We start from the raw sequence: 24,073 nt of genomic DNA, 5'->3' as shown, positions 1-24,073 counted from the left end.
CAACCCTGGGGTTGCCGTTTTGCTTTTACCTTGTGCGGCCTGATGCCCTCACCCTGACCCTCTCCCACAGGGAGAGGGAACAAACATTAAAAACGGCAACCCTGAGGTTGCCGTTTTGCTTTTACCTCTGGCACCCCGGACACCAGTAAAACGGTCTTGAAGAGAGTGTTGTCTTCTCAATCACACCACCGCACCGCTCGCATACCTCACCATCCCGGTGAAAGACCCTGAACCGGAACAGCGCCCCGTGGTGCTTGTTATCATCCACCACGCCACGCGTATGGTACGACAGACGCGGAATATCCAGCAGCGCGTGGGATAACGCATCGAGTTGTACATCACTCAGTTGCGATGCTTTATGCTGCGCCGCCAGCCCCACGTCCCAGAGAATTTCTACCCGCAGGTAGTTTCCTAACCCGGCCAGAAATGCCTGATCGAGTAGCAGACCAGAGAACTGCCGGTTACGGAATGCGGCTGATAACAAACGGGCTTTCACATCGCTCGCCGTCAGCCGCATATCCAGTACATCCGGCCCCACGCGCTGCAGAAACGGGTGCGTAAGCAACTGCTCCGGCGTTAACATTTCGATATCTGAAGCGCTATACAGCAGGATAGCTTTATCCGCCGTTTGCAACCTGACGCGCAGCACACGGGTCGTTTGCGGCTGCTCATTAGCGTTAACCACTCGCCACACGCCATAAAGCTGGTTATGGCTGTATAACGTCAGGTTATGGGAAAAGTGTGTGAGCAATGCCTTGCCGCGCGTGTCGATATGAGTCACCGTCTGCCCCACCAGCTGTGATTCAAACGGTTTCAGTTGAGGGAAAGCAAACCAGACATCCGTCAGGGGTTTGCCCTTTATCGCCGCCTCCAGGCTATCCGCTGCGCGGCGGATCTCCGGGCCTTCTGGCATCTTTTCATCCTTATTGTAAATATCAGGCGCTGACGAGGATCCCGTGTTCAGCAAACGCCGCCCGCAAACGACGCGCAAAACGCAGCGCGTGCTCGCCGTCGCCGTGTAAACACACCGTATCCGCCTGTACCTTTGCGGATGTACCGTCAATCGCAATGACCTGACCCGTACGCACCATCTCCAGCGTCTGCGCCAGAGCCTGTTCTTCATCAGTGATGAGTGCCCCGGGCTGAGTGCGGGGGACCAGGCTCCCGTCAGCCTGATACCCCCTGTCGGCAAACACTTCCTGCCGGGTGGCTAAACCCAGACGCTGCCCGGCGCGAATCAACTCACTACCCGCCAGACCAACGAGGATAAGCTGTGGGTCACAGTCCCGCACCGCGCGGGCAATGGCATCTGCCAGAACCGGATCTTTTGCCGCCTGGTTATAGAGCATACCGTGCGGCTTCACATGACGCAGTACGCCCTGCTGAGCACGGACGATCGCCTCCAGCGCACCAGTCTGGTAAAGCGTCTGGGCATAGACTGTCTCAGGGGGTAATACCATTGCCGTTCTGCCAAAATTTTCCCGGTCGGGAAAGCCAGGATGAGCACCTATCGCAACGCCATTTTTAATGGCATTACGCACGCTCGTCAGCATCGTTTGCGCATCACCCGCGTGAAAACCACAGGCGATATTGACCGAGGAAACCAGCGTCATCAGCTCTGCATCGGCGCTGCCGCCTTCACCCAGATCGGCGTTTAAATCAATCTTTACCATCAAGCCTCCACGCCAGCTGTTCCAGGTAGCGCTGTTGATCCTGCCGGGCTTTTAGCGCCTCTTCCAGCGAACATTGCACAAAGTGAATCGGCTGCCCGAGAGGAATTTGCGCCAGATGGTAGCGATCGGCCTCAATAATACAGGCAATACGCGGGTAGCCTCCCGTTGTCTGCGCATCGTTCATCAGCACAATAGGTTGTCCGTTATGGGGTACCTGAATTACGCCAGGCAATAACCCGTGCGACAGCATCTCGCGATCCGTCGTTCTGGTCAGCGGCTGCCCCTGCAAACGGTAACCCATGCGATTACTCTGCGGGCTGATCTGCCACGGTGAGCGCCAGAATGACTCCTGAGAAACCTCGTCGAACTCGTGATATTCCGGCCCCGGCAAGGCGCGAATACGGTTTCCCCAGAGCAGTTGTTTAACTCCCTGAGTGGTCGAGAAATGGCGGGAGGTGGGTTTAATCGCGAGACGATCGCCATCACGAAGCAAGCGCCCTTCAAGCCCACCAATGCCTGCTTTCTGATCGGTACTGGCCGACCCCATCACCTCCGGTACATCGATGCCGCCAGCAACCGCAAGGTAGCTGCGCATACCGTGCAGAGGACGCCTGAGGATCAGGCGCTGACCGGCTTTCGCCCGTAAACGCCAGCCAGTCCATACCGCTTTATCATCAAGCGTTGCGTCGCAACCTGCACCGGTCAGGGCAAACCAGGTCTCCTGATTAAATTCGATGACGCACTGACCCAGCGTGATCTCCAGCGCCGCCGTGCTGCCGGGATTGCCCACCAGCACATTCGCAACCTCCAGCGCGGGCCTGTCCAGCGCGCCACAATAGCTCACACCTGACTGACGCAGACCAAACCGGCCGGCATCCTGAACGGTGGTGTAAAGCCCCGCACGAATAAGCGTTAACATACCCCCTCCTTCTGCGGGATAAAGCGAAGGGTATCACCAGGACGAAGCAGTATTGGTGAGTCCTGCCCCGGCTCAAATAACGGTGTGGAGGTGTATCCGATAAGCTGCCAGCCACCAGGCGACGCAATCGGGTAGATCCCGGTCTGTTCACCACCAATCGCTACCGTTCCTGCAGGAACACTCAGACGAGGTTCGGCGCGGCGCGGTGTATGCAGCGCCGGAGATAATCCCCCCAGATACGGAAAGCCGGGCTGAAACCCTAAAAACCAGACGACGTAGTTAACCGAGCTATGCAGCTCAACAACCTGCTTTTCCGTTAATCCGCAGTGCTGCGCCACCACCGTGAGATCGGGACCACGTTTGCCGCCGTAGACCACCGGGAGCTCAATCGCCCGGGACGCTGGCTCCAGCGCCTCGCTCTCTTCCCACCAGCACTGCAAACGTTCAATAGCATCCAGCGCCAGCGTATGCGGATTACGCAGAACAACGGTGATGTTATTCATGCCCGGAATCACTTCAACGACCTCCGGCATATCGGCCAGACGCTGCGTTAGCCGCCAGATACGCTTTTGCGTGGCAAGCGTGACCGGTGGCTCCAGTTCCAGAACCACTGCCGTTTCACCCAGAAGATAACAACGCGCTCGCTGCACTCAGGTACCTCTCATCAGGCCGGGTTCGGGATATCAATAAAGGTAACATCCAGATCGGTATTTTCTGTCAGCCATTCACTGAGAGCACGAATGCCACCGCGCTCTGTGGCATGGTGGCCTGCGGCGTAAAAATGCAGACCCTGTTCACGGGCTGAATGGATAGTCTGCTCGGAAACCTCTCCGGTGATGAAGGCATCAACGCCAAACCGCGCGGCGCTATCAATAAAGCCCTGTCCACCACCGGTACACCATGCGACACGTTTCACCGTATCCGGGCCGGTATCCCCGCTCCACAGCGGGCGGCGTCCCAGGCGAGCTTCAATCCAGGAGGCCAGTTCAAGCCCGGAAACCGGCATCGCCAGCTCGCCCCACGGTACCAGCGGTTCAATTTCACCCATTACGGTGATCCCCAACAGTTGCGCAAGCTGTACGTTATTGCCCAGTTCCGGGTGTGCATCCAGCGGCAGGTGGTAACCGTACAGGTTGATGTCATTTGCCAGCAGCGTTTTCAGACGGTTGCGCTTCATACCGCGAACGATCGGCGATTCGTTTTTCCAGAAATAACCGTGATGGACAATGACGGCATCAGCTTCCTGACGCACGGCTTCATCCAGTAGCGCCTGGCTTGCCGTCACGCCGGTGATGATTTTCTGCACCGTTTCACGCCCTTCAACCTGCAGACCATTTGGCCCGTAGTCACTGAAGGAGGCCGTGTTGAGTTTTTCGTTAATCAGGCTTTCCAGTTCGCTGTTTTTCATCATCTCTCTCTTAAGCGTTGCGGGCGGCTTCGTACGCCGCCAGCGTGGCGACACGCGCCTGTTTATGGTCGACAATCGGGCGGGGGTAATCGAGTGTTACGCCCTGTTTATCCGCCCATGTCCACGGGTCGTGGATCGCTTTTGTTGGTACATCCATTAACTCAGGCAACCAACGGCGGATAAACACGCCATCGGCATCAAATTTTTCCCCCTGAGTTGTCGGGTTAAAAATACGAAACCAGGGAGCCGCATCGTTGCCGGTAGAGGCCACCCACTGCCAGCCCCCGTTATTCGCTGCAAGATCGCCATCGATCAGTTGAGAAATAAAATACCGCTCTCCGGCACGCCAGTCGATAAGCAGATCTTTCACCAGGAAACTGGCGGTAATCATCCGCAGGCGGTTGTGCATCCAGCCCGTGTCATTGAGCTGGCGCATAGCGGCATCAACAACAGGGAACCCTGTCTGTCCGGTCTGCCAGGCCTCCAGATGCACATCATTCGATTGCCATTTGACGTTATCCGTCCAGCGAATGAAGGGACGATGCTTACATAAATCAGGATGATACGTTATCAGGTGGCGATAGAACTCACGCCAGATAAGTTCGTTAAGCCAGACTGCGCCTGCCCCACCGTCCAGCGCCCGGGGTTGTTCTGCCAGCAAACGATGTAAGCATTGACGCGGGGAAAGAACCCCCAGGGTTAAACACGCGGACAGGCGGCTTGTACCGTCAATGGCGGGAAAATCCCGGAGGCTTTCATAATCAGCCGCAGCCTGTTTACAAAACTGGCGCAAGTGGGCAATAGCCGCTTTCTCATTTGCGGGGAACAGGGTTTCATCAAACGCCTGTTGCGGATAGTGAAAAGTCAGTTCAGGTAAATCCGTTAATACCTCTCCCCTGACGGCTGGCGCAGCGACACATTCCGGCAGTACCTCTTTCAGGCGCTTGATAACGGCATTTTTGAACGGCGTAAAGACTTTATACATCTCGTGGTTACCCGTCATCACAGTACCTGGCGCAAGCATGACGCTGTCATCGAACCCCTGGCACACCACGGGCTCCAGAGCCTGTTCAAGCTGACGATCCCGCTGCCGCTCGTTAAATTCATACTGATAGTTGTAAAAAAGGTGTGAGACGCCATGCTGCTCACAGATTTGCCTGACCTTGTTGACCTGCGAGGTAAAATCGCTGACTTCGTCGTAAATCAGTGGAATACCTTTTTCCGCAAGCGAGCGCTGCAGGTCATTCAGATGCGAACGTAAAAAAGCGGCTTGTCGTGGTGCCATATCATGCTGTTGCCACTGTTCAGGCGTGGCGATAAACAGCGCCAGCACTCTGGCATCTTGAGAGCGACAGGCCGCAGCAAGGGCAGTGTTGTCGTGAACGCGCAGGTCGGCGCGAAACCAAACCAGATGGGTGGGCATAAAACTCCAGGCAATTGTCTGTTATGTCCGTAAGGCCATGCCGCCAAAGATAAAATGGGGCACGCATTGAACTACTTTGCCATGAAGTGTAGCCGTGATGAAATAAAAAAGGCCGCCCGGGGCGGCCTTAACGCTACTTGTCCTGCGTTATCGGGTTGAAAGCAACAAACCTGGTGGGTTCATCACTCTTTACCACGAGTACGCTGGCGACAATGAACGCAATGCATAAATAGCGTTTCATCATGCGGTCCCTGCAGCAAACCGCTCCACCGTTCACCACCGGTGATAAGTCTGTGGACACAAGCTCTGATGAGAGCCTGACTCACGGTTGTGGTAACACCTTTCCCGGAACCGGTGCCCATTTGCGAGATGGCGGAAAGGGACGCTGCATGGTAGTAGGCATCCGTGCGAAGCGGAATTCTCTAAACAGAGTTTTAAGATTATATTTAGAGCAGCAACGTTTGATTATTCAGAGAGTAGAAGTATGATCATAACCCTCTGATGAGAGCTTGAGAATTTCCCAACGGACCGCGAATCCTGAGGGACAAAAAAACCGCCACATGACTGTTTGGCGGTTTTTTTATTGCTGCGTATCTACTGAGTATTAGTAAAAATCGCAGGTCGCTTTTTCAGCCTGATCCATCCACACCGGCTTCTCGCTGGTTTTCGCCCAGATGCGGTGCAGGTAGCTGTAAAAACGTGCGCGATCTTTCCAGAAAATCATCACCGGCAGAGCCAGCACCCCCGCCACTACAGCGAAAGCGCGACGCATGTAAACGATATGAGCCGGATACTCTTTATAAAGATCCATAGTTTCTCCCCTATAGTTGGCCGGAAATCTGCTCCGGAAAATTCAAAAATCTGTGACCTGGCTAAAATAATATCGCTTTGTTCGTAATTTTACTACTCATCCGACCACTTATTTTCGTCTATTTAGCGAATATTTACACTTCACGCGTAATTAAGTTACAAAAAAGTTAACGATTTACTTACCAATGGTTAATTTGTGGGTAAAGCATTTTTATACTTTTTTTACACCCCTCTTCCTGATTTTTGCGAAATCTTTGCGCCGTAAATCCTACCTTTAATACAAATACAAATGTCACCCGGAGGTGAATTGTGAGTGCAGGTCTGATTTCCGGCATCGTGCTGGTTTTCCTGTTATTGGGTTATCTGGTCTACGCCCTGATTAATGCGGAGGCATTCTGATGGCTGCTCAGGCATTTTTGCTTCTTGCCAGCTTTTTAGTCGTGCTGTTCCTTTTGGCAAGACCGATGGGAACATTGCTGGCACGGATGATCAACAACGTCGCGTTACCGGTTGCTGGTAGTGTTGAAAAAGGGATCTGGCGCGCGCTGGGTATACGCGATCAGGAGATGGGCTGGTGTCAGTATCTGATGGCCATTCTGCTGCTGAACATTGTTGGTCTTATCGCCCTCTTTATCATGCTGATGCTGCAGGGCATCCTGCCGCTGAACCCGCAGCACTTCCCTGGATTGTCCTGGCATCTGGCGTTGAACACGGCGGTCAGCTTCGTGACCAACACCAACTGGCAATCCTATGCCGGGGAAACCACCGTCAGCTACTTTAGCCAGATGGTCGGGTTAACCGTGCAGAACTTCCTCTCTGCGGCAAGCGGCATTGCGGTGATCTTTGCGCTGACACGTGCGTTTGCCCGTCAGAATGTCCGTACCCTCGGCAACGCCTGGGTCGATCTGACTCGCATCACGCTGTGGATACTGCTTCCGGTTGCACTGCTTATTGCCCTGTTCTTTATCCAGCAGGGGTCGTTACAAAACCTGCTGCCGTACACACCTTACACCTCACTGGAAGGGGCAAAACAGCTTCTGCCTATGGGGCCAGTGGCCTCGCAGGAAGCCATTAAAATGCTCGGCACAAATGGCGGTGGCTTCTTCAACGCTAACTCGTCACACCCGTTTGAAAACCCAACGGCACTGACCAATTTTGTACAAATGCTGGCGATCTTCCTGATCCCTGCAGCGCTGTGCTTTGCCTTTGGTGATGTTGTAAACGATCGCCGTCAGGGTCGCACCCTGCTCTGGGCTATGTCGATTATCTTTGTCGTCTGCGTCGCGCTGGTGATGTGGGCAGAATGGCATGGTAACAGTCACTTCATGCAGTTGGGTGCCAACAGCAATATCAACATGGAAGGCAAAGAGAGCCGTTTCGGTATTCTTGCGAGTAGCCTTTATGCCGTGGTGACGACGGCGGCCTCATGTGGGGCAGTTAACGCGATGCACGACTCCTTTACCGCACTGGGCGGTATGATCCCGATGTGGCTCATGCAGATTGGCGAAGTGGTATTTGGTGGCGTAGGTTCAGGGCTTTACGGCATGCTGCTGTTCGTTCTGCTGGCGGTGTTCATCGCCGGTCTGATGATTGGCCGCACCCCGGAATATCTGGGTAAAAAAATCGACGTTCGCGAGATGAAATTAACCGCACTGGCCATTCTGGTTACCCCTACCCTCGTACTGCTCGGCACGGCGCTGGCACTGATGACCGAGGCCGGTCGCAGCGGCATCTTCAACCCAGGCATCCACGGCTTCAGCGAAGTGCTTTACGCGGTTTCGTCAGCCGCCAACAACAACGGTAGCGCCTTTGCTGGTTTAAGCGCCAACTCTCCATTCTGGAACTGCCTGCTGGCGTTTTGCATGTTCGTCGGTCGTTTTGGCGTCATTGTGCCGGTTATGGCTATCGCAGGATCGCTGGTGAGTAAAAAAATTCAGCCTGCCACCACCGGTACGCTACCCACCCACGGCGCGCTGTTTATTGGCCTGCTGATTGGTACCGTATTGCTGGTGGGTGCCCTGACCTTTATCCCCGCCCTCGCGTTAGGCCCGGTCGCGGAATATCTCTCTTTACGCTGATTTTGCGGAGAATTTGTCATGAGTCGTAAACAAATGGCCCTGTTCGAACCGTCTTTAGTTCGCCAGGCCCTCATGGATGCGGTGAAAAAGCTGAGTCCGCGCGTACAGTGGCACAACCCGGTGATGTTCATCGTCTGGATAGGGAGCGTACTCACTACCGCGCTGGCGATTGCTATGGGAACGGGCCATCTGCCGGGAGACGCGCTGTTTACCGGTGCAATCAGCCTGTGGTTGTGGTTTACCGTACTGTTTGCCAACTTCGCTGAAGCACTGGCAGAAGGCCGTAGTAAAGCGCAGGCCAACAGCCTGAAAGGGGTGAAAAAGACAGCGTTCGCCCGCAAATTGCGTGAGCCGAAATACGGTGCGCAGATGGATCACGTTCCGGCGGATGAGCTGCGTAAAGGCGATGTGGTGCTGGTCGAAGCCGGTGACATTATTCCCTGCGACGGTGAAGTCATTGAAGGGGGCGCATCGGTCGATGAAAGCGCCATCACCGGGGAATCCGCACCCGTTATTCGTGAATCCGGCGGCGATTTTGCTTCCGTCACGGGCGGGACGCGTATTCTCTCCGACTGGCTGGTGATCCAGTGCAGCGTTAACCCGGGTGAAACCTTCCTCGACCGGATGATCGCGATGGTGGAAGGCGCACAGCGTCGTAAAACGCCAAACGAAATCGCCCTGACCATTCTGCTGGTCGCGTTGACCATCGTCTTTTTACTGGCAACGGCAACCCTGTGGCCATTCTCCTCTTACGGTGGCGCAGCGGTCAGCGTTACCGTACTGGTCGCTCTGCTGGTCTGCTTGATCCCAACCACCATCGGTGGCCTGCTGTCAGCCATCGGTGTGGCCGGTATGAGTCGTATGCTCGGCGCTAACGTCATCGCCACCAGCGGACGTGCCGTTGAAGCCGCAGGTGACGTTGATGTCCTGCTGCTGGATAAAACCGGGACGATTACGCTCGGCAACCGCCAGGCATCAGAGTTCTTACCCGCTCCCGGCGTGGATGAAAAAACACTGGCCGATGCGGCGCAGCTCTCTTCACTTGCTGATGAAACCCCGGAAGGCCGCAGCATCGTCATTCTGGCGAAACAGCGCTTTAACCTGCGTCAGCGCGACGTGCAGAGCCTGCATGCCACCTTTGTTCCTTTCACGGCACAAACTCGCATGAGCGGCATCAACATTCAGGATCGGATGATCCGTAAAGGCTCCGTTGACGCGATCCGTCGCCACATTGAAGCCAACAACGGTCATTTCCCGGCAGAAGTGGATGAAATGGTGGACAACGTGGCCCGCCAGGGGGCCACACCGCTGGTCGTTGCCGAAGGTGCGCATGTGCTGGGCGTGATCGCCCTGAAGGATATCGTCAAAGGCGGCATTAAAGAGCGTTTTGCCCAGTTACGTAAGATGGGGATCAAGACGGTAATGATCACCGGGGATAACCGTCTGACCGCTGCCGCCATTGCCGCTGAAGCGGGGGTGGATGATTTTCTCTCCGAAGCAACACCGGAAGCCAAACTGGCGTTGATCCGCCAGTATCAGGCGGAAGGTCGTCTGGTGGCGATGACGGGGGATGGTACCAACGACGCCCCTGCCCTGGCACAGGCTGACGTCGCGGTAGCGATGAACTCCGGTACGCAGGCAGCTAAAGAGGCGGGGAACATGGTCGATCTCGACTCCAACCCGACCAAGCTGATTGAAGTGGTACACATCGGGAAACAGATGCTGATGACGCGTGGCTCGCTCACCACCTTCAGTATTGCCAACGATGTGGCGAAGTATTTCGCCATCATTCCGGCCGCCTTTGCTGCCACGTACCCGCAGCTGAATGCGCTGAACGTCATGCATCTGCACTCCCCGGCATCGGCCATTCTCAGTGCGGTCATTTTTAACGCCCTGATCATTGTGTTTTTGATCCCGCTGGCGCTGAAAGGGGTGAGCTATAAGCCGCTGACCGCCGCCGCCATGCTGCGCCGGAACCTGTGGATCTACGGTCTGGGTGGGCTGCTCGTCCCCTTCATCGGTATCAAGGTGATCGACGTGCTGTTAACGCTGTTCGGGCTGGTTTAAAAGGTGAATCAAATGACAATGTTACGCCCCGCTATACTTCTGTTTATTTTTCTGGCTCTTATTACCGGCGGGCTTTACCCGCTGGTAACCACCGCGCTGGGCCAGTGGTGGTTTAACGATCAGGCCAACGGTTCGATGATTATTCAGAACGGCGAGAACCGTGGTTCACGCCTGATTGGTCAAAACTTTACGGATGCCCGCTACTTCCAGGGACGCCCTTCCGTCACTGCCGAAAGCCCGTATAATCCGATGGCATCCGGTGGCAGTAACCTGGCAGGCAGCAACCCGGAGCTGGACAAAGCCATCGCTGAGCGCGTCGCGACTCTGCGCGCGGCAAACCCACAGGCCAGCCGTGAGGTACCTGTCGAGCTGGTGACAGCATCTGCCAGTGGGCTGGATTACAGCCTGACGCCGAAAGCGGTGGCATGGCAAATTCCACGCGTCGCCGCAGCCCGCCAGCTGACTGTCGAACAGGTGAGCCTGCTGGTTGCAGAGCACACACAAAAGCCGCTGGCGAGTTTCATTGGCATGCCGGTAGTGAACATTGTTGAGCTGAATCTGGCGCTGGACGCGCTAAGGAAAAACTAAATGACTGAAGAGCCCATGCGCCCGGATCCGGACAGGTTGCTCGAACAGACGGCTGAAGCCCATCGTGGCAAACTGAAAGTCTTCTTCGGTGCCTGTGCAGGCGTCGGGAAAACGTTCGCTATGCTGACCGAAGCCCAGCGGCTCCGGGCGCAGGGGCTCGATATTCTTATCGGCGTGGTGGAAACCCACGGCCGTAAAGAGACAGCGGCGCTGCTGAAGGGGCTGGCCACACAGCCCCCTCACCGCATCAGCCATCGTGGCCGCCTGGTCACAGAGTTCGATCTCGACGCGGCCCTCGCCCGTCGCCCCGCCCTGATCCTGATGGACGAACTGGCGCACAGCAATGCGCCAGGCTCACGTCACCCTAAACGCTGGCAGGATGTTGAAGAGCTACTTGAAGCCGGCATTGACGTGTTCACTACGGTTAACGTTCAGCATCTCGAAAGCCTGAACGACGTGGTCAGCGGTGTGACCGGCATCCAGGTGCGGGAAACAGTGCCCGATCCCTTTTTTGACTCCGCAGACGAAGTGGTACTGGTCGACCTGCCTCCGGACGACCTGCGCCAGCGCCTGCATGAAGGGAAGGTTTACATTGCAGGCCAGGCCGAGCGCGCCATTGAACATTTCTTCCGTAAAGGTAACCTGATTGCCCTGCGCGAGCTGGCCCTGCGTCGCACCGCCGATCGCGTTGATGACCAGATGCGAGCCTGGCGCGATCTGCAAGGCCAGGAACGTGTCTGGCATACGCGGGATGCCATACTGCTGTGTATTGGCCACGGCAGCGGCAATGAAAAGCTCGTCCGCACCGCCGCCCGGCTTGCGGCTAAATTTGGCAGCGTCTGGCATGCGGTGTATGTCGAAACCCCGCAGCTTCACGCTCTGCCCGAAAACCAGCGCCGCGCGATCCTGAGTTCGCTACGCCTGGCACAGGAACTCGGTGCAGAAACCGCCACTCTTTCCGATCCGCAAGAAGATAAAGCCATTCTGCGCTATGCGCGCGAGCACAACCTGGGCAAGATTGTTATTGGTCGCCGCCAGCATCGCCGCTGGTTTAGCCGCGAATCCTTTGCCGACAAGCTGGCCCGACGCGCCCCCGATCTGGATCTGGTGGTCGTGGCACTTGATGACAAACCCACCCCCCTGCCCAACCGTACGCCAGACGCCCGGGCCTTTGGTGATAAATGGCGTATTCAGATCCGGGGTTGCCTTATCGCCGTCCTCCTCTGTGCGCTGATTACCATTATTGCCAGCCAGTGGCTGATTGCCTTCGATGCCGCCAACCTGGTGATGATCTACCTGCTCGGCGTGGTCGTGATTGCGCTTTTCTTCGGACGCTGGCCTTCGGTACTGGCGACGGTTATCAACGTCATCAGCTTCGATCTGTTCTTTATTGCCCCGCGCGGGACGCTTGCCGTTTCTGACGTGCAGTACATTCTTACTTTTGGCGTGATGCTTACCGTTGGGCTGGTGATCGGGAATCTGACGGCGGGCGTTCGCTACCAGGCACGTATTGCCCGCTATCGTGAGCAGCGCACGCGCCACTTATATGAGATGTCCAAATCGCTGGCGGTGGGTCGTACGCCGCTGGATATTGTGCAAACCAGCGAGCAGTTTATCCGTTCGACGTTTCACGCCAACAATCTGATTTTGCTCCCTGACGAACACGGAAAACTGCGCCCGCTCACCTCTGCCTCGGGTATGACGCCCTGGGATGAAGCCATCGCACGGTGGAGCTTTGACAAGGGATTACCTGCAGGAGCTGGGACAGATACCCTGCCCGGAGTGCCATATCAGATCCTGCCGCTGCGCAGTGCCGAAAAAAACCAGGGACTGGTCATCGTTGAACCGAGCAATCTGCGTCAACTGATGATACCCGAGCAGCAACGCCTGCTGGAAACCTTCACCCTGCTGGTTGCCAGCGCGCTGGAGCGGCTGGCGCTCACTGCCAGTGAAGAGCAGGCACGGCTGGCAAGCGAGCGCGAAAGTATTCGTAACTCCTTGCTGTCGGCCCTGTCGCACGACCTGCGAACCCCTCTTACCGTGCTGTTCGGGCAGTCAGAGATCCTGACGCTGGATCTCGCCGCAGAAGGTTCCCCCCATGCGCTGCAGGCCAGTGAAATCCGCCAGCATGTGCTAAATACCACGCGTCTGGTGAATAATTTACTCGATATGGCACGCATTCAGTCAGGCGGATTTAACCTCAAAAAAGAGTGGTTAACGCTTGAGGAAGTGGTCGGTAGTGCGCTGAAAATGCTGGAGCCGGGGCTCGGTGGTCGCCATATTGCGCTGAACATGCCCGAACCATTGACCTTAATCCACGTCGATGGCCCGCTGTTTGAACGCGTGCTGATCAACCTGCTGGAAAATGCCGGTAAATATGCGGGGGCAAAGGCACAGATTGGGGTCAATGCAACCGTTGAAGATCAGGCGTTACGGCTTGAAGTCTGGGATACCGGGCCGGGGATCCCTGCCGGGAAAGAGCACGCAATTTTTGAAAAATTTGCGCGCGGCAATAAAGAATCAGCCATCCCGGGCGTCGGGCTAGGTCTGGCAATTTGCCAGGCCATTATCGACGTACACGGCGGAACCATCTCGGCAGAGAACCGCCCGGAAGGAGGCGCTCGTTTTTGTGTTACACTTCCTCTGGATACCCCACCAGAACTTGATGAATTACCAGAGGATTTGTGATTAGCGTTCTGATTGTTGAAGATGAACTCGCTATTAACCGGTTTCTGCGTGCGGCGCTGGAAGGCGATGGCCTGCGCGTTCATGATGCCGGTACACTGCAACGAGGGCTCATTGAAGCTGCCACGCGCAAGCCGGATCTGGTGATCCTCGATCTCGGGTTACCGGATGGTGACGGTATCGATTTTATACGTGAGGTTCGCCAGTGGAGCCAGATGCCCATTCTGGTGCTCTCTGCCCGTACCGAAGAGACCGATAAAATTGCAGCGCTGGATGCCGGGGCGGATGACTATCTCAGTAAGCCCTTTGGCATTGGCGAGTTACAGGCACGGATCCGCGTCGCGTTACGTCGCCACAGCGCCCCTCCCTCCTCTGACCCGGCGTATACGTTTGGTGATACCCGGGTTGATCTTGCCGCACGACGCATTGTGCGCGGTGAAGAAGAGATCCATCTCACCCCTATCGAGTTTCGTCTGCTCGCCGTTCTGCTCAACAACCACGGCAAGGTACTGACCCAACGCCAACTGTTAAGTCAGGTATGGGGGCCGAACGCTGTTGAACATAGTCACTATTTACGCATTTATATGGGCCACCTTCGTCAGAAACTCGAAGTCGACCCCGCGCGCCCCCGCCATTTATTAACTGAAACCGGTATCGGTTATCGGTTCATGCTTTGAATAACTATTCATTTAATTTCAAATAAAGAACAAATCGCCAGAAAAATATTCACAAAATAAGCCATTGGTTATTTTCATGGCTTATTTTTGTTCATTTAAAACATTACAAAAACAGACTTTTAACACATGCCCAACAAATCAGCATTTTGATCTGTGATATTCATAAAAAACGAATATTTATTTCTGATTTGATCTGTTAGCGGTGATCTGAATCACAGTTAATCGCTTTCTTCTGGATAAAATGACCATGCTTTCAATTGCTGAAAGGAAAATAAACATGGAAAACAATAATCGTTTGATGCCCCATATAAGGCGGACAACTCATATCATGATGTTTGCCCACCGTAACTGCTTTGACTTTCACATCTTTAACGCCCGGTAGTCCTTCGACTTCTGGCGCATCTGCTTACAGGTCATCCTGAAACGCTTTATTTTACAGGCTATTGCCTGTGAACACGTGCGCTCATTTCTCTTGATTCAGGCTCATCCGCAACCGGGCGGACTGAATCTCATTCATCAAAAAGCAATTTACTGATTTCGTATCAGCGGCCACACCTTGCTTTTTTTCCGGGAAATTATCGGTTTCTTTATTGCAAGAAATCGAGGGACTTCTATTACCTAAAATAAAGAGTGAAAGATGAAAAGTTTAAAAATCGCAGCCAGCCGTGCATGTCCTGATTGTTTTACTACTCACCGCGATCTGGTGGATGTCAGCACCTCTGATTATATTGATGTTGCTGCCATTGTTCTGGCAATCAGCGATATTTCCAGTGGAAAAATAGAAGAAATAGAAGCAACCGGGTTTGGTATCCCCATTTTTATCGCTACACATAAAGAAGAGTTCATTCCGGCTGAATATTTATCGCGGATCCACGGCGTTTTCGAGTGTTCAGACACCAGTAACGACTTCTACGGACGTCAACTGGAAGCAGCAGCGCTGAAGTACGAGACGCAACTGCGCCCACCGTTCTTCCGTGCCCTGGTCGACTATGTCAAACAAGGGAACAGTGCGTTTGACTGCCCAGGCCATCAGGGAGGTCAGTTCTTCCGCCGCCACCCTGCCGGTAACCAGTTTGTCGATTTCTTTGGCGAAACACTTTTCCGCTCAGACCTGTGTAACGCCGACGTGGCAATGGGCGATCTGTTGATTCACGAAGGTGCCCCATGCATTGCACAACAGCATGCGGCGAAAGTCTTTAATGCCGATAAGACCTATTTCGTGCTGAACGGAACATCATCATCAAACAAAGTGGTGCTTAATGCCCTGCTGACGCCGGGCGATCTGGTGCTGTTCGATCGCAACAACCACAAATCCAACCACCACGGCGCACTGCTGCAGGCTGGCGCAACGCCGGTTTATCTGGAAACCGCACGTAACCCGTACGGCTTTATCGGCGGTATTGACGCTCACTGTTTTGAAGAGAACTACCTGCGCGAGCTGGTGGCAGAAGTGGCTCCAGGCCGCGCACGCGATGAGCGTCCGTTCCGTCTGGCGGTGATCCAGCTCGGTACCTACGATGGCACCATTTATAACGCCCGTCAGGTAGTGGATAACATTGGCCACCTGTGTGATTACATCCTGTTTGACTCTGCCTGGGTAGGGTACGAGCAGTTTATTCCGATGATGGCTGACTGTTCGCCGCTGCTGCTGGAGCTGAACGAGAACGATCCGGGGATCCTCGTTACCCAGTCAGTACATAAACAGCAGGCTGGCTTCTCCCAGACCTCACAAATCCACAAGAAAGACAGCCACATCAAAGGCCAGCAGCGCTATGTACCGCATAAGCGCCTTAACAACGCCTTTATGATGCACGCCTCCACCAGCCCGTTCTATCCACTGTTTGCTGCCCTGGATATCAACGCCCGCATGCATGAGGGCCAGAGTGGCCGCAATATGTGGATGGACTGTGTGGTAACCGGTATTGAAGCGCGCAAGCTGATCCTGCAGAACTGCCAGTTTATTCGCCCGTTCGTGCCAGAACTGGTTGATGGTCGTCCGTGGGAAAGCTGGGAAACATCGGATATTGCCACCGACCTGCGCTTCTTCCATTTCGTACCAGGTGAAAACTGGCATGCTTTCGAAGGCTATGCCGAGCATCAATATTTTATCGACCCATGCAAACTGCTGCTAACCACACCCGGCATCAACGCCCGTACCGGTGAGTATGAAGATTTCGGCGTGCCTGCCACCATTCTCGCCAACTTCCTGCGTGAAAACGGCATCGTTCCGGAAAAATGCGATCTCAACTCCATCCTGTTCCTGCTCACGCCTGCGGAAGATATGGGCAAATTGCAGCAACTGGTCGCGCAGCTGGTGCGCTTCGAAAAACTGCTCCAGACGGATGCACCGTTAAAAGAAGTGCTGCCATCCATCTGTAAACAGTATCCGGAACGCTACGCGGATTACTCCCTGCGCCAGATTTGCCAGGAAATGCACGCGCTATACGCCCGCAACAACGTGAAACAGCTGCAGAAAGAGATGTTCCGCAAGTCTCACTTCCCACGCGTGGTGATGTCACCACAAGACGCCAACTATGCCTACCTGCGTGGTGAAGTCGAGCTGGTTTCCCTGCGTGATGCAGAAGGCCGAATTGCCGCTGAAGGTGCTCTCCCTTACCCACCAGGCGTGTTGTGTGTTGTTCCGGGTGAAGTCTGGGGTGGTTCCGTGCTGCGCTACTTTGCTGCCCTGGAAGAAGGGATCAACCTTTTACCGGGCTTCGCACCAGAGCTGCAGGGCGTGTACGTCGAAGAGTGTGACGGTCGCAAGCAGGTTCGCTGTAACGTCATCAAACAATCTGCCGCTCAGCCATCGCTGCTGAAAGGAGAAAAATTATGAGTAAATCTAACAAGATGGGCGTGGTGCAGCTAACCATCCTCACGATGGTGAACATGATGGGTTCTGGGATCATCATGCTGCCCACTAAGCTTGCCGAAGTGGGGACCATTTCGATTATTTCCTGGCTGGTCACCGCCGTAGGCTCAATGGCGCTGGCATGGGCATTTGCCAAGTGCGGGATGTTCAGCCGCAAGTCAGGCGGGATGGGCGGTTATGCCGAATACGCGTTTGGCAAGTCCGGCAACTTTATGGCGAACTACACCTACGGTGTGTCGCTACTGATCGCTAACGTGGCGATTGCCATCTCTGCGGTGGGTTATGGTACGGAGTTGTTGGGTGCCACACTCAGCCCGGTGCAAATTGGGCTGGCAACCATCGGCGTACTGTGGATCTGCACCGTGGCCAACTTTGGTGGTGCCCGCATTACCGGACAAATCAGTAGCATCACCGTCTGGGGTGTGATTATCCCGGTTGTCGGGCTGTGCATCATCGGCTGGTTCTGGTTTAGCCCAACGCTGTATGCAAATTCCTGGAACCCACACCATGTACCGTTCTTCACCGCAGTAGGTTCATCCATCGCCATGACGCTGTGGGCTTTCCTCGGTCTGGAATCGGCCTGCGCGAACGCCGAAGTGGTGGAGAACCCGGAGAAAAACGTACCGATTGCAGTACTCGGCGGCACGCTGGGTGCAGCGGTTATCTATATCGTTTCAACAAACGTGATTGCGGGGATTGTGCCAAACATGGATCTGGCCAACTCCACAGCCCCCTTCGGGCTGGCCTTCGCGCAGATGTTTACCCCGAGCGTCGGGAAGGTGATCATGGGATTAATGGTCATGTCCTGCTGTGGCTCACTCCTCGGCTGGCAGTTCACCATTGCCCAGGTGTTCAAATCCTCCGCTGACGAAGGTTATTTCCCAAAAATCTTCTCCCGTGTCTCCAAAGCGGATGCGCCAGTACAGGGCATGCTGGCGATTGTTATCTTCCAGAGCGGCCTGTCACTGATGACGATTAGCCCGTCGCTGAACAGTCAGTTCAACGTGCTGGTTAACCTGGCGGTGGTGACGAATATCATTCCGTATATTCTGTCGATGGCGGCACTGGTGATCATTCAGAAGGTGGCGAAGGTCGATCCACGCAAAGCGCGGGCGGCAAATATCGTGGCGCTGATCGGGGCAATTTACAGCTTCTATGCGCTCTACTCTTCCGGCCAGGAGGCGATGCTCTACGGTGCGATGGTGACCTTTATGGGCTGGACGTTGTACGGTCTGGTGTCGCCACGGTTTGAGTTGAAGAATAAGCACAGTTGAAGTAAACGCAAAACGGCAACCCAAAGGTTGCCGTTTTTAGTCTTTTCTCCCTCTCCCTGTGGAAAGGAAAAGGACTGGGGTGGGGTATCAGCCCACACCAGTACAACATTTACGCGTTTTTCAGCACTTCGCTGACAATCTCTACCGCTTCTTTCTCAATCTGCTGACGGTGCTCAGCGCCGAGGAAGCTTTCGCAGTAAATTTTATACGCATCTTCCGTACCGGATGGACGCGCAGCGAACCAGCCGTTTTCAGTCATCACTTTCAGACCGCCGATAGACGCACCGTTACCAGGTGCCGCCGTCAGACGCGCGGTGATTGGGTCACCGGCCAGGGTGCTTGCACTGACCATCTCCGGAGAGAGTTTGGACAGCGCCGCTTTCTGGGCAGACGTTGCCGCCGCCTGAATACGGTTGTAGCTTGGCGCGCCAAAGCGGGCAGCCAGCTCATTGTAGTGTTCCTGCGGGTTTTTACCGGTGACAGCGGTGATTTCCGCTGCCAGCAGACACATGATGATACCGTCTTTATCGGTTGACCACGGTGTACCGTCGAAACGCAGGAAGGAAGCTCCCGCGCTCTCTTCACCGCCAAAGCCGAAGCTGCCGTCGTGCAGACCGTCAACAAACCATTTAAAGCCGACCGGGACTTCCACCAGCTTACGACCCAGCGCATCAACCACGCGGTCAATCATGGCCGAAGAAACCAGCGTTTTACCAACAGCAACCTCTTTGCCCCACTGTGGGCGATGCTGGAACAGGTAGTTGATCGCCACGGCCAGGTAGTGGTTCGGGTTCATCAGGCCCGCAGGCGTGACAATACCGTGACGGTCATAATCCGGGTCGTTGGCAAATGCCAGATCAAACTTGTCGCGCAGCGCCAGCAGACCCGCCATCGCGCACTCGGAGGAGCAGTCCATACGGATCGCGCCGTCTTTATCCAGATGCATAAAGCGGAAAGTCTGATCGACGTGATCGTTCACGATGGTCAGATCCAGCTTGTAATACTCAGCAATGCGTTTCCAGTATTCGATACCAGAGCCGCCCAGCGGATCAACACCCAGTTTCAGGCCCGCTTTCTGGATGGCGGCCATATCGACGATATCTGCCAGCCCTTCCACGAACGGCTGCACCAGATCCTGCTCTTTCACGTGGCCGGACGCCATTGCCGCATCCAGAGAAATGCGTTTTACGTCTTTCAGATCGTCTGCAAGCAGCGCGTTTGCGCGGTCTTCCACCACTTTGGTGACGTTAGTATCTGCCGGGCCACCGTTAGGTGGGTTGTATTTAATACCACCGTCATCCGGCGGGTTATGGGATGGCGTAATGACGATACCATCAGCCAGCGCACCACCTTTTTTGTTGTGCACAAGGATAGCGTGAGAGACCGCAGGCGTAGGCGTAAAGCCGTTGTTCTCCTGCACGATCACGTCTACCCCGTTCGCGGCCAGCACTTCCAGCACGGAAATAAATGCAGGCTCAGACAGGGCGTGAGTATCTTTCCCCACATAGCACGGACCCGTGACGCCATTTTTAGCGCGCTCTTCCGCGATGGCCTGGGCAATGGCCAGAATGTGCGGTTCGTTAAAGCTGTGGCGTGCCGCGCTGCCGCGGTGGCCTGATGTACCAAACTTCACTGCGTGTTCTGCGTTGCCCACGACCGGCTTCAGCACGTAATACTGCGCGGTCAGTTGAGCGACATTAATCAAATCGCTTTGTTGTGCAGGTTGGCCTGCACGGCTGTGATTTGCCATGGCCTGGTCCTTTTAATGCAGGGGTTAAATTGTACCGCAAACCTTTTCAATCAATTCTGTCGGGAACTGCATGGACTGCATGATGTGTTCGACCATGCTGCACTTGCGGCCCGTGTTGGTATTCGTGATGACCCAATATGGTGTGCCAGAGACATGTTTGGGTTTGGTTTGATTACCATTTTGCAGAAGCGTCTGCTCGTCACCTGCGAAATAGACGCGCGTACGCCCGTGCAGCGACTCGGTCGCTTCGGCAAACGCTTTATTATCCAGTGAATAGAGTGTAGACAGCACCAGCATAAAGCGGTTAACCGCTTTTTTCTGTTCCGCATATTCATCAGAAAGCAGCAGCTCGCGCATCGCACGCACTTTATCTTTTGCCGGAGTCACGGCAGGTTTTGCTTGTGCAACAACGCTCGGCTGAGACACGACATCTTTAGTGACTGGGGTAGCAGGCTGTGAGGCGGCGGAAATTTTAAGCATGCGCCGTAAAATGTCGGACGCGCTCTCCCCAATATGCCGCGTCTGGCTGGCAATATACTGATAGAGTTCGTCATCAACTTCGATTGTTTTCATCTTAATCCAGTGCGATATCTTATCTGAATACAAGTCGTTGGGATTATAAGGTCAAATCCCAACAGCGGATAGCGTCAAACCAGGTTGGCGGCAAAAGTCAGATTAAACTGGAACCTTGCAGCCGGGCGGCAGAATGTTCAACATGATACCCTAACCTGACATACGTAAAAAAAGAACTTTGCCATGAAATTGAATACCCGAGCGCAATCTGCACAATCGCCGAACAATAATTCTCCCATCGTACTGGTTCACGGGCTTTTTGGCAGCCTGGATAACCTGGGCGTGCTGGCGCGCGAGCTGGTTACCGACCACGATATTTTGCAGGTCGATATGCGCAATCACGGCCTGTCCGGGCGTTCAGCGGAAATGACCTACGCGGCAATGGCGCAGGATCTGCGGGATACGCTTGATGCGAATAATCTCCAGAATGCGACGTTTATCGGGCATTCAATGGGTGGCAAAGCGGTGATGGCCCTGACGGCGCTTGCACCGGAACGAATTAACGGTCTGATCGCCATTGATATCGCGCCCGTGGATTACGACGTGCGTCGTCATGATGAGATATTTGCCGCCATCAATGCGGTGACAGATGCGGGGGTCTCTACGCGTCAGCAGGCGGCGACCGTGATGCGTGAACATCTTGATGAAGAAGGCGTTGTGCAGTTCCTGTTGAAGTCGTTTGTTGACGGCCAGTGGCGTTTTAACGTGCCAGCGCTCTGGGACCAGTATGACAATATCGTTGGCTGGGAAACCGTTCCGGCCTGGCAACGCCCTACTCTCTTTATTCGTGGTGGTAACTCACCTTACGTGACCGATGCATACCGCGACACTTTGCTGGCGCAATTCCCGCAGGCACGCGCCCATGTGATTGCCGGAGCCGGACACTGGGTTCATGCGGAAAAACCGGACGCCGTATTACGCGCAATCCGCCGCTATCTCTCTGATACGGCAAATTGATTAAAAAGACAGCGACTGGAAGGCTGCAGGCTTCCAGTCGTTGGCGTGCCGTTTTCGGTGATGTATGATGGCGCGCTTATCGCCCGGGCATTAGCAGGGCGGCTTGTTTCCCCCGAAGTCTCAGAATCATGGCCAAAGAACAAACGGACCGTACGACACTAGATCTGTTCGCGAATGAGCGTCGACCGGGACGACCGAAAACGAATCCGCTTTCGCGCGATGAACAGCTGCGTATTAATAAACGCAACCAGCTAAAACGCGATAAAAATCGTGGGCTTAAGCGTGTCGAACTGAAGCTCAACGCCGATGCTGTCGATGCGCTGAATGAACTGGCTGACGCGCGTAACATCAGCCGCAGTGAGTTGATTGAAGAGATGTTAATCACACAGCTTGAGACGTTGCGCGGCAAGGTATAAGTCTGAAAATCTCCTTTCTCACCGTTTTCATGTAGCACAGAGTGCAGTCCTGCGCGATAGCAGTTTCCGCAGGGTTGCCTGTTCTGCTATTATTGCCCTTATCCGTGGACAAATTGCGCCACCATACCATTAAGTTTCAAGAGGTTATTTTACTCATGGCAATCATCGGCATTTTCTTCGGCAGTGATACCGGCAATACCGAAAATATCGCAAAAAACATTCAAAAACAGCTCGGTAAAGACGTTGCCGATGTGCATGACATCGCCAAGAGCAGCAAAGAAGATCTCGAAGGTTATGACATTCTGCTGCTGGGTATCCCGACCTGGTACTACGGTGAAGCGCAGTGTGACTGGGATGATTTCTTCCCGACACTGGAAGAAGTCGACTTCAACGGCAAGCTGGTTGCACTGTTCGGCTGCGGTGATCAGGAAGATTACGCAGAATATTTCTGCGACGCGCTGGGCACCATCCGCGACATCATCGAGCCGCACGGCGCGGTAATCGTGGGTCACTGGCCAACAGCGGGCTACCACTTCGAAGCCTCTAAAGGTCTGGCGGACGACGATCACTTCGTCGGCCTGGCTATCGACGAAGATCGTCAGCCGGAACTGACCGCTGAGCGTGTTGATAAATGGGTTAAGCAGATCCGCGAAGAACTGAACCTGGACGACATTCTTAACGCCTGAGTTCTGACGTGGCGCAACTCCGGTTGCGCCCGCCAATCGGGTAAAACCGATTAAATTAATTGCTACAAACTTTTAACTTTTTCGTTCAAATCTGTACAATATTCCCCTGACAAAAAGTGGAAGCCATCGAACAAGTTTGTTGGTGATACCACGTTTTTATAAGCATACTTTGCTTGAGACTTGCAGTTTTCATTTAGGCATGGCAGTTCTATAATGAGACGCATTATCCCAAGTGCATTTTCTGTCACTTCCTTTATAGAAGTGAATCGTTTAGCAACAGGACAGATTCCGCATGACTGACAACAATACCGCATTAAAGAAGGCTGGCCTGAAAGTAACGCTTCCTCGATTAAAAATCCTTGAAGTGCTTCAGGGGCCAGACAACCACCATGTCAGCGCGGAAGACCTTTACAAGCGTCTTATCGACATGGGCGAAGAGATTGGGCTGGCCACTGTTTATCGTGTACTGAACCAGTTTGATGACGCGGGTATTGTGACCCGTCATAATTTCGAAGGCGGTAAATCTGTTTTCGAACTGACCCAACAGCAGCACCACGATCACCTGATCTGCCTTGATTGCGGTAAGGTCATTGAATTTAGCGATGATTCCATCGAAGCGCGCCAGCGTGAAATTGCCGCCCGTCATGGCATCCGCCTGACCAACCACAGCCTGTACCTATACGGCCACTGTGCGGAAGGTGATTGCCGCGAAGACGAGCACGCGCACGACGCAAAATAAGTCTGCTTTCATACTCTGAGCCAGCCGAAAGGTTGGCTTTTTTTTGCCTGTAATCTGGCATAAAAAAAGCCCGGTAAGCGCAGTGCTACCGGGCGTCAAGACAGCTGATTATTTACTGTTATTACTGCGAATTTCTTTCCAGATCTGATCGCAACGCTTCGCCACTTCCTGATCGTTACCGGTCTTACGCGCCTGAATACAGGCCTGGTAATCCATCACGCGGACATTCTCCTGCGTCGCGAATTGCTCATGTGCTTTCTCTTTCTTCAGTACATTCAGCACGCTCTGACAGGCTTCAATTTTCTCCGGCGAACCTTCCGCCGTATTAATACAGGCGCTGTATGCCTCTTTCAGACGCGAGTCCTCTTTCGGTGCCTGAGGCTGTGCACAAGCCACCAACCCCGATGCCAGCAACGCGACGATTACGATTTTTTTCATCATGTGCAGTCTCCATCCCGGCGGGCTTAGCCCACCGGGG

At 54.4% G+C, this 24,073-nt stretch carries 23 protein-coding genes; 13 read left to right on the top strand and 10 right to left on the bottom strand.

The features are described 5' to 3' along the window. Positions 1–121 precede the first annotated feature (121 nt). The 7 genes from nei to ACHHZ6_RS12645 all read right to left on the bottom strand — a co-directional run bounded on the left by nei (position 122) and on the right by ACHHZ6_RS12645 (position 6,234). On the bottom strand, positions 122–913 hold the full coding sequence (nei, locus tag ACHHZ6_RS12675; RefSeq protein WP_395122289.1) for an endonuclease VIII: 792 nt from the start codon (positions 911–913) through the stop codon (positions 122–124). Between the two features lie 22 nt (positions 914–935). After that, complete coding sequence (gene pxpA / locus ACHHZ6_RS12670; protein ID WP_182919599.1) at positions 936–1,673, bottom strand: 5-oxoprolinase subunit PxpA; 738 nt, start codon at positions 1,671–1,673, stop codon at positions 936–938. Then, positions 1,660–2,592, bottom strand: a complete 933-nt coding sequence (gene pxpC / locus ACHHZ6_RS12665; protein WP_182274144.1) for a 5-oxoprolinase subunit PxpC — start codon at positions 2,590–2,592, stop codon at positions 1,660–1,662. Before pxpC ends, pxpA begins: the two co-directional genes overlap by 14 nt. Further along, positions 2,586–3,242, bottom strand: coding sequence for a 5-oxoprolinase subunit PxpB (pxpB, locus tag ACHHZ6_RS12660; protein WP_196390994.1), 657 nt, complete (start codon positions 3,240–3,242; stop codon positions 2,586–2,588). The genes pxpC and pxpB overlap by 7 nt, the downstream gene beginning before the upstream one ends. A gap of 14 nt (positions 3,243–3,256) precedes the next feature. Continuing rightward, positions 3,257–4,000: a type 2 GTP cyclohydrolase I gene (locus ACHHZ6_RS12655; protein ID WP_182274642.1), complete on the bottom strand. Its 744-nt coding sequence runs from the start codon at positions 3,998–4,000 to the stop codon at positions 3,257–3,259. A gap of 10 nt (positions 4,001–4,010) precedes the next feature. Beyond that, complete coding sequence (gene phrB, locus ACHHZ6_RS12650; RefSeq protein ID WP_182919598.1) at positions 4,011–5,423, bottom strand: deoxyribodipyrimidine photo-lyase; 1,413 nt, start codon at positions 5,421–5,423, stop codon at positions 4,011–4,013. Positions 5,424–6,027: 604 nt separating this feature from the next. Next, entirely contained in the window at positions 6,028–6,234 is a 207-nt protein-coding gene (locus ACHHZ6_RS12645; protein WP_182274141.1) for a YbfA family protein, read from the bottom strand. Positions 6,235–6,542: 308 nt separating this feature from the next. Between ACHHZ6_RS12645 and kdpF the strand changes: the two genes are divergently transcribed. The 9 genes from kdpF (at position 6,543) to potE (ending at position 18,474) form a co-directional block, all read left to right on the top strand. Further along, the gene (gene kdpF, locus ACHHZ6_RS12640) at positions 6,543–6,632 is read left to right on the top strand and encodes a K(+)-transporting ATPase subunit F (RefSeq protein WP_182274140.1); all 90 of its coding nucleotides are present in this window, start codon (positions 6,543–6,545) and stop codon (positions 6,630–6,632) included. Then, positions 6,632–8,311, top strand: a complete 1,680-nt coding sequence (kdpA, locus tag ACHHZ6_RS12635; protein WP_182274139.1) for a potassium-transporting ATPase subunit KdpA — start codon at positions 6,632–6,634, stop codon at positions 8,309–8,311. The genes kdpF and kdpA overlap by 1 nt, the downstream gene beginning before the upstream one ends. A gap of 18 nt (positions 8,312–8,329) precedes the next feature. Further along, positions 8,330–10,378 carry a potassium-transporting ATPase subunit KdpB gene (gene kdpB, locus ACHHZ6_RS12630; protein WP_182274138.1) on the top strand — a complete coding sequence of 683 codons (2,049 nt, stop codon included), beginning with the start codon at positions 8,330–8,332 and terminating at the stop codon, positions 10,376–10,378. A gap of 12 nt (positions 10,379–10,390) precedes the next feature. After that, the gene (gene kdpC / locus ACHHZ6_RS12625; protein WP_182274137.1) at positions 10,391–10,966 is read left to right on the top strand and encodes a potassium-transporting ATPase subunit KdpC; all 576 of its coding nucleotides are present in this window, start codon (positions 10,391–10,393) and stop codon (positions 10,964–10,966) included. Then, positions 10,967–13,654, top strand: coding sequence for a two-component system sensor histidine kinase KdpD (kdpD, locus tag ACHHZ6_RS12620; RefSeq protein ID WP_182274136.1), 2,688 nt, complete (start codon positions 10,967–10,969; stop codon positions 13,652–13,654). Next, complete coding sequence (gene kdpE / locus ACHHZ6_RS12615; RefSeq protein ID WP_395122288.1) at positions 13,651–14,328, top strand: two-component system response regulator KdpE; 678 nt, start codon at positions 13,651–13,653, stop codon at positions 14,326–14,328. Before kdpD ends, kdpE begins: the two co-directional genes overlap by 4 nt. Positions 14,329–14,605: 277 nt before the next feature. Beyond that, positions 14,606–14,710, top strand: coding sequence for a leader peptide SpeFL (speFL, locus tag ACHHZ6_RS12610; protein ID WP_106503839.1), 105 nt, complete (start codon positions 14,606–14,608; stop codon positions 14,708–14,710). Positions 14,711–14,965: 255 nt separating this feature from the next. After that, the gene (gene speF / locus ACHHZ6_RS12605; RefSeq protein WP_182274134.1) at positions 14,966–17,164 is read left to right on the top strand and encodes an ornithine decarboxylase SpeF; all 2,199 of its coding nucleotides are present in this window, start codon (positions 14,966–14,968) and stop codon (positions 17,162–17,164) included. Then, on the top strand, positions 17,161–18,474 hold the full coding sequence (potE, locus tag ACHHZ6_RS12600) for a putrescine-ornithine antiporter (RefSeq protein ID WP_182274133.1): 1,314 nt from the start codon (positions 17,161–17,163) through the stop codon (positions 18,472–18,474). Before speF ends, potE begins: the two co-directional genes overlap by 4 nt. Positions 18,475–18,583: 109 nt before the next feature. Here the strand turns inward: potE and pgm are convergent, their stop codons facing one another. Both pgm and seqA read right to left on the bottom strand, forming a co-directional pair. Next, a complete protein-coding gene (pgm, locus tag ACHHZ6_RS12595) occupies positions 18,584–20,224 on the bottom strand; it encodes a phosphoglucomutase (alpha-D-glucose-1,6-bisphosphate-dependent) (protein ID WP_395122287.1) in 1,641 nt (546 codons plus the stop codon). A gap of 24 nt (positions 20,225–20,248) precedes the next feature. Then, the gene (seqA, locus tag ACHHZ6_RS12590) at positions 20,249–20,797 is read right to left on the bottom strand and encodes a replication initiation negative regulator SeqA (RefSeq protein ID WP_182274131.1); all 549 of its coding nucleotides are present in this window, start codon (positions 20,795–20,797) and stop codon (positions 20,249–20,251) included. 183 nt (positions 20,798–20,980) lie between these two features. Between seqA and ybfF the strand changes: the two genes are divergently transcribed. The 4 genes from ybfF to fur all read left to right on the top strand — a co-directional run bounded on the left by ybfF (position 20,981) and on the right by fur (position 23,595). Next, positions 20,981–21,754 (top strand): esterase, encoded by a 774-nt coding sequence (gene ybfF / locus ACHHZ6_RS12585; RefSeq protein WP_395122286.1) that lies wholly within the window; start codon positions 20,981–20,983, stop codon positions 21,752–21,754. A 128-nt stretch (positions 21,755–21,882) separates the two neighbouring features. Beyond that, positions 21,883–22,170 (top strand): LexA regulated protein, encoded by a 288-nt coding sequence (ybfE, locus tag ACHHZ6_RS12580; protein ID WP_182274129.1) that lies wholly within the window; start codon positions 21,883–21,885, stop codon positions 22,168–22,170. A 155-nt stretch (positions 22,171–22,325) separates the two neighbouring features. Further along, positions 22,326–22,856: a flavodoxin FldA gene (gene fldA / locus ACHHZ6_RS12575; RefSeq protein ID WP_182274128.1), complete on the top strand. Its 531-nt coding sequence runs from the start codon at positions 22,326–22,328 to the stop codon at positions 22,854–22,856. A 292-nt stretch (positions 22,857–23,148) separates the two neighbouring features. Then, entirely contained in the window at positions 23,149–23,595 is a 447-nt protein-coding gene (gene fur, locus ACHHZ6_RS12570) for a ferric iron uptake transcriptional regulator (RefSeq protein WP_182274127.1), read from the top strand. Between the two features lie 108 nt (positions 23,596–23,703). Here fur and chiQ read toward each other — a convergent pair whose 3' ends face one another. Further along, positions 23,704–24,033 (bottom strand): ChiQ/YbfN family lipoprotein, encoded by a 330-nt coding sequence (chiQ, locus tag ACHHZ6_RS12565; RefSeq protein WP_182274640.1) that lies wholly within the window; start codon positions 24,031–24,033, stop codon positions 23,704–23,706. Positions 24,034–24,073 lie beyond the last annotated feature (40 nt).

The organism is Enterobacter cloacae complex sp. 2024EL-00214, from assembly GCF_043945575.1.
GTDB classification, from domain to species: Bacteria; Pseudomonadota; Gammaproteobacteria; order Enterobacterales; family Enterobacteriaceae; genus Enterobacter; species Enterobacter cloacae_P.
This window is presented reverse-complemented; position numbering and strand designations above follow the sequence as displayed.

Excerpts from the sequence above, each read along its gene's own strand:
- kdpB (WP_182274138.1), top strand. The coding sequence starts at position 8,330 with ATGAGTCGTAAACAAATGGCCCTGTTCGAACCGTCTTTAGTTCGCCAG.
- pxpA (WP_182919599.1), bottom strand. The coding sequence starts at position 1,673 with ATGGTAAAGATTGATTTAAACGCCGATCTGGGTGAAGGCGGCAGCGCC.
- speF (WP_182274134.1), top strand. The coding sequence starts at position 14,966 with ATGAAAAGTTTAAAAATCGCAGCCAGCCGTGCATGTCCTGATTGTTTT.
- chiQ (WP_182274640.1), bottom strand. The coding sequence starts at position 24,033 with ATGAAAAAAATCGTAATCGTCGCGTTGCTGGCATCGGGGTTGGTGGCT.
- potE (WP_182274133.1), top strand. The coding sequence starts at position 17,161 with ATGAGTAAATCTAACAAGATGGGCGTGGTGCAGCTAACCATCCTCACG.
- kdpC (WP_182274137.1), top strand. The coding sequence starts at position 10,391 with ATGACAATGTTACGCCCCGCTATACTTCTGTTTATTTTTCTGGCTCTT.
- ACHHZ6_RS12645 (WP_182274141.1), bottom strand. The coding sequence starts at position 6,234 with ATGGATCTTTATAAAGAGTATCCGGCTCATATCGTTTACATGCGTCGC.
- ACHHZ6_RS12655 (WP_182274642.1), bottom strand. The coding sequence starts at position 4,000 with ATGAAAAACAGCGAACTGGAAAGCCTGATTAACGAAAAACTCAACACG.
- ybfE (WP_182274129.1), top strand. The coding sequence starts at position 21,883 with ATGGCCAAAGAACAAACGGACCGTACGACACTAGATCTGTTCGCGAAT.
- ybfF (WP_395122286.1), top strand. The coding sequence starts at position 20,981 with ATGAAATTGAATACCCGAGCGCAATCTGCACAATCGCCGAACAATAAT.
- nei (WP_395122289.1), bottom strand. The coding sequence starts at position 913 with ATGCCAGAAGGCCCGGAGATCCGCCGCGCAGCGGATAGCCTGGAGGCG.
- fur (WP_182274127.1), top strand. The coding sequence starts at position 23,149 with ATGACTGACAACAATACCGCATTAAAGAAGGCTGGCCTGAAAGTAACG.
- fldA (WP_182274128.1), top strand. The coding sequence starts at position 22,326 with ATGGCAATCATCGGCATTTTCTTCGGCAGTGATACCGGCAATACCGAA.
- speFL (WP_106503839.1), top strand. The coding sequence starts at position 14,606 with ATGGAAAACAATAATCGTTTGATGCCCCATATAAGGCGGACAACTCAT.
- phrB (WP_182919598.1), bottom strand. The coding sequence starts at position 5,423 with ATGCCCACCCATCTGGTTTGGTTTCGCGCCGACCTGCGCGTTCACGAC.
- kdpD (WP_182274136.1), top strand. The coding sequence starts at position 10,967 with ATGACTGAAGAGCCCATGCGCCCGGATCCGGACAGGTTGCTCGAACAG.
- kdpA (WP_182274139.1), top strand. The coding sequence starts at position 6,632 with ATGGCTGCTCAGGCATTTTTGCTTCTTGCCAGCTTTTTAGTCGTGCTG.
- pxpC (WP_182274144.1), bottom strand. The coding sequence starts at position 2,592 with ATGTTAACGCTTATTCGTGCGGGGCTTTACACCACCGTTCAGGATGCC.
- seqA (WP_182274131.1), bottom strand. The coding sequence starts at position 20,797 with ATGAAAACAATCGAAGTTGATGACGAACTCTATCAGTATATTGCCAGC.
- pgm (WP_395122287.1), bottom strand. The coding sequence starts at position 20,224 with ATGGCAAATCACAGCCGTGCAGGCCAACCTGCACAACAAAGCGATTTG.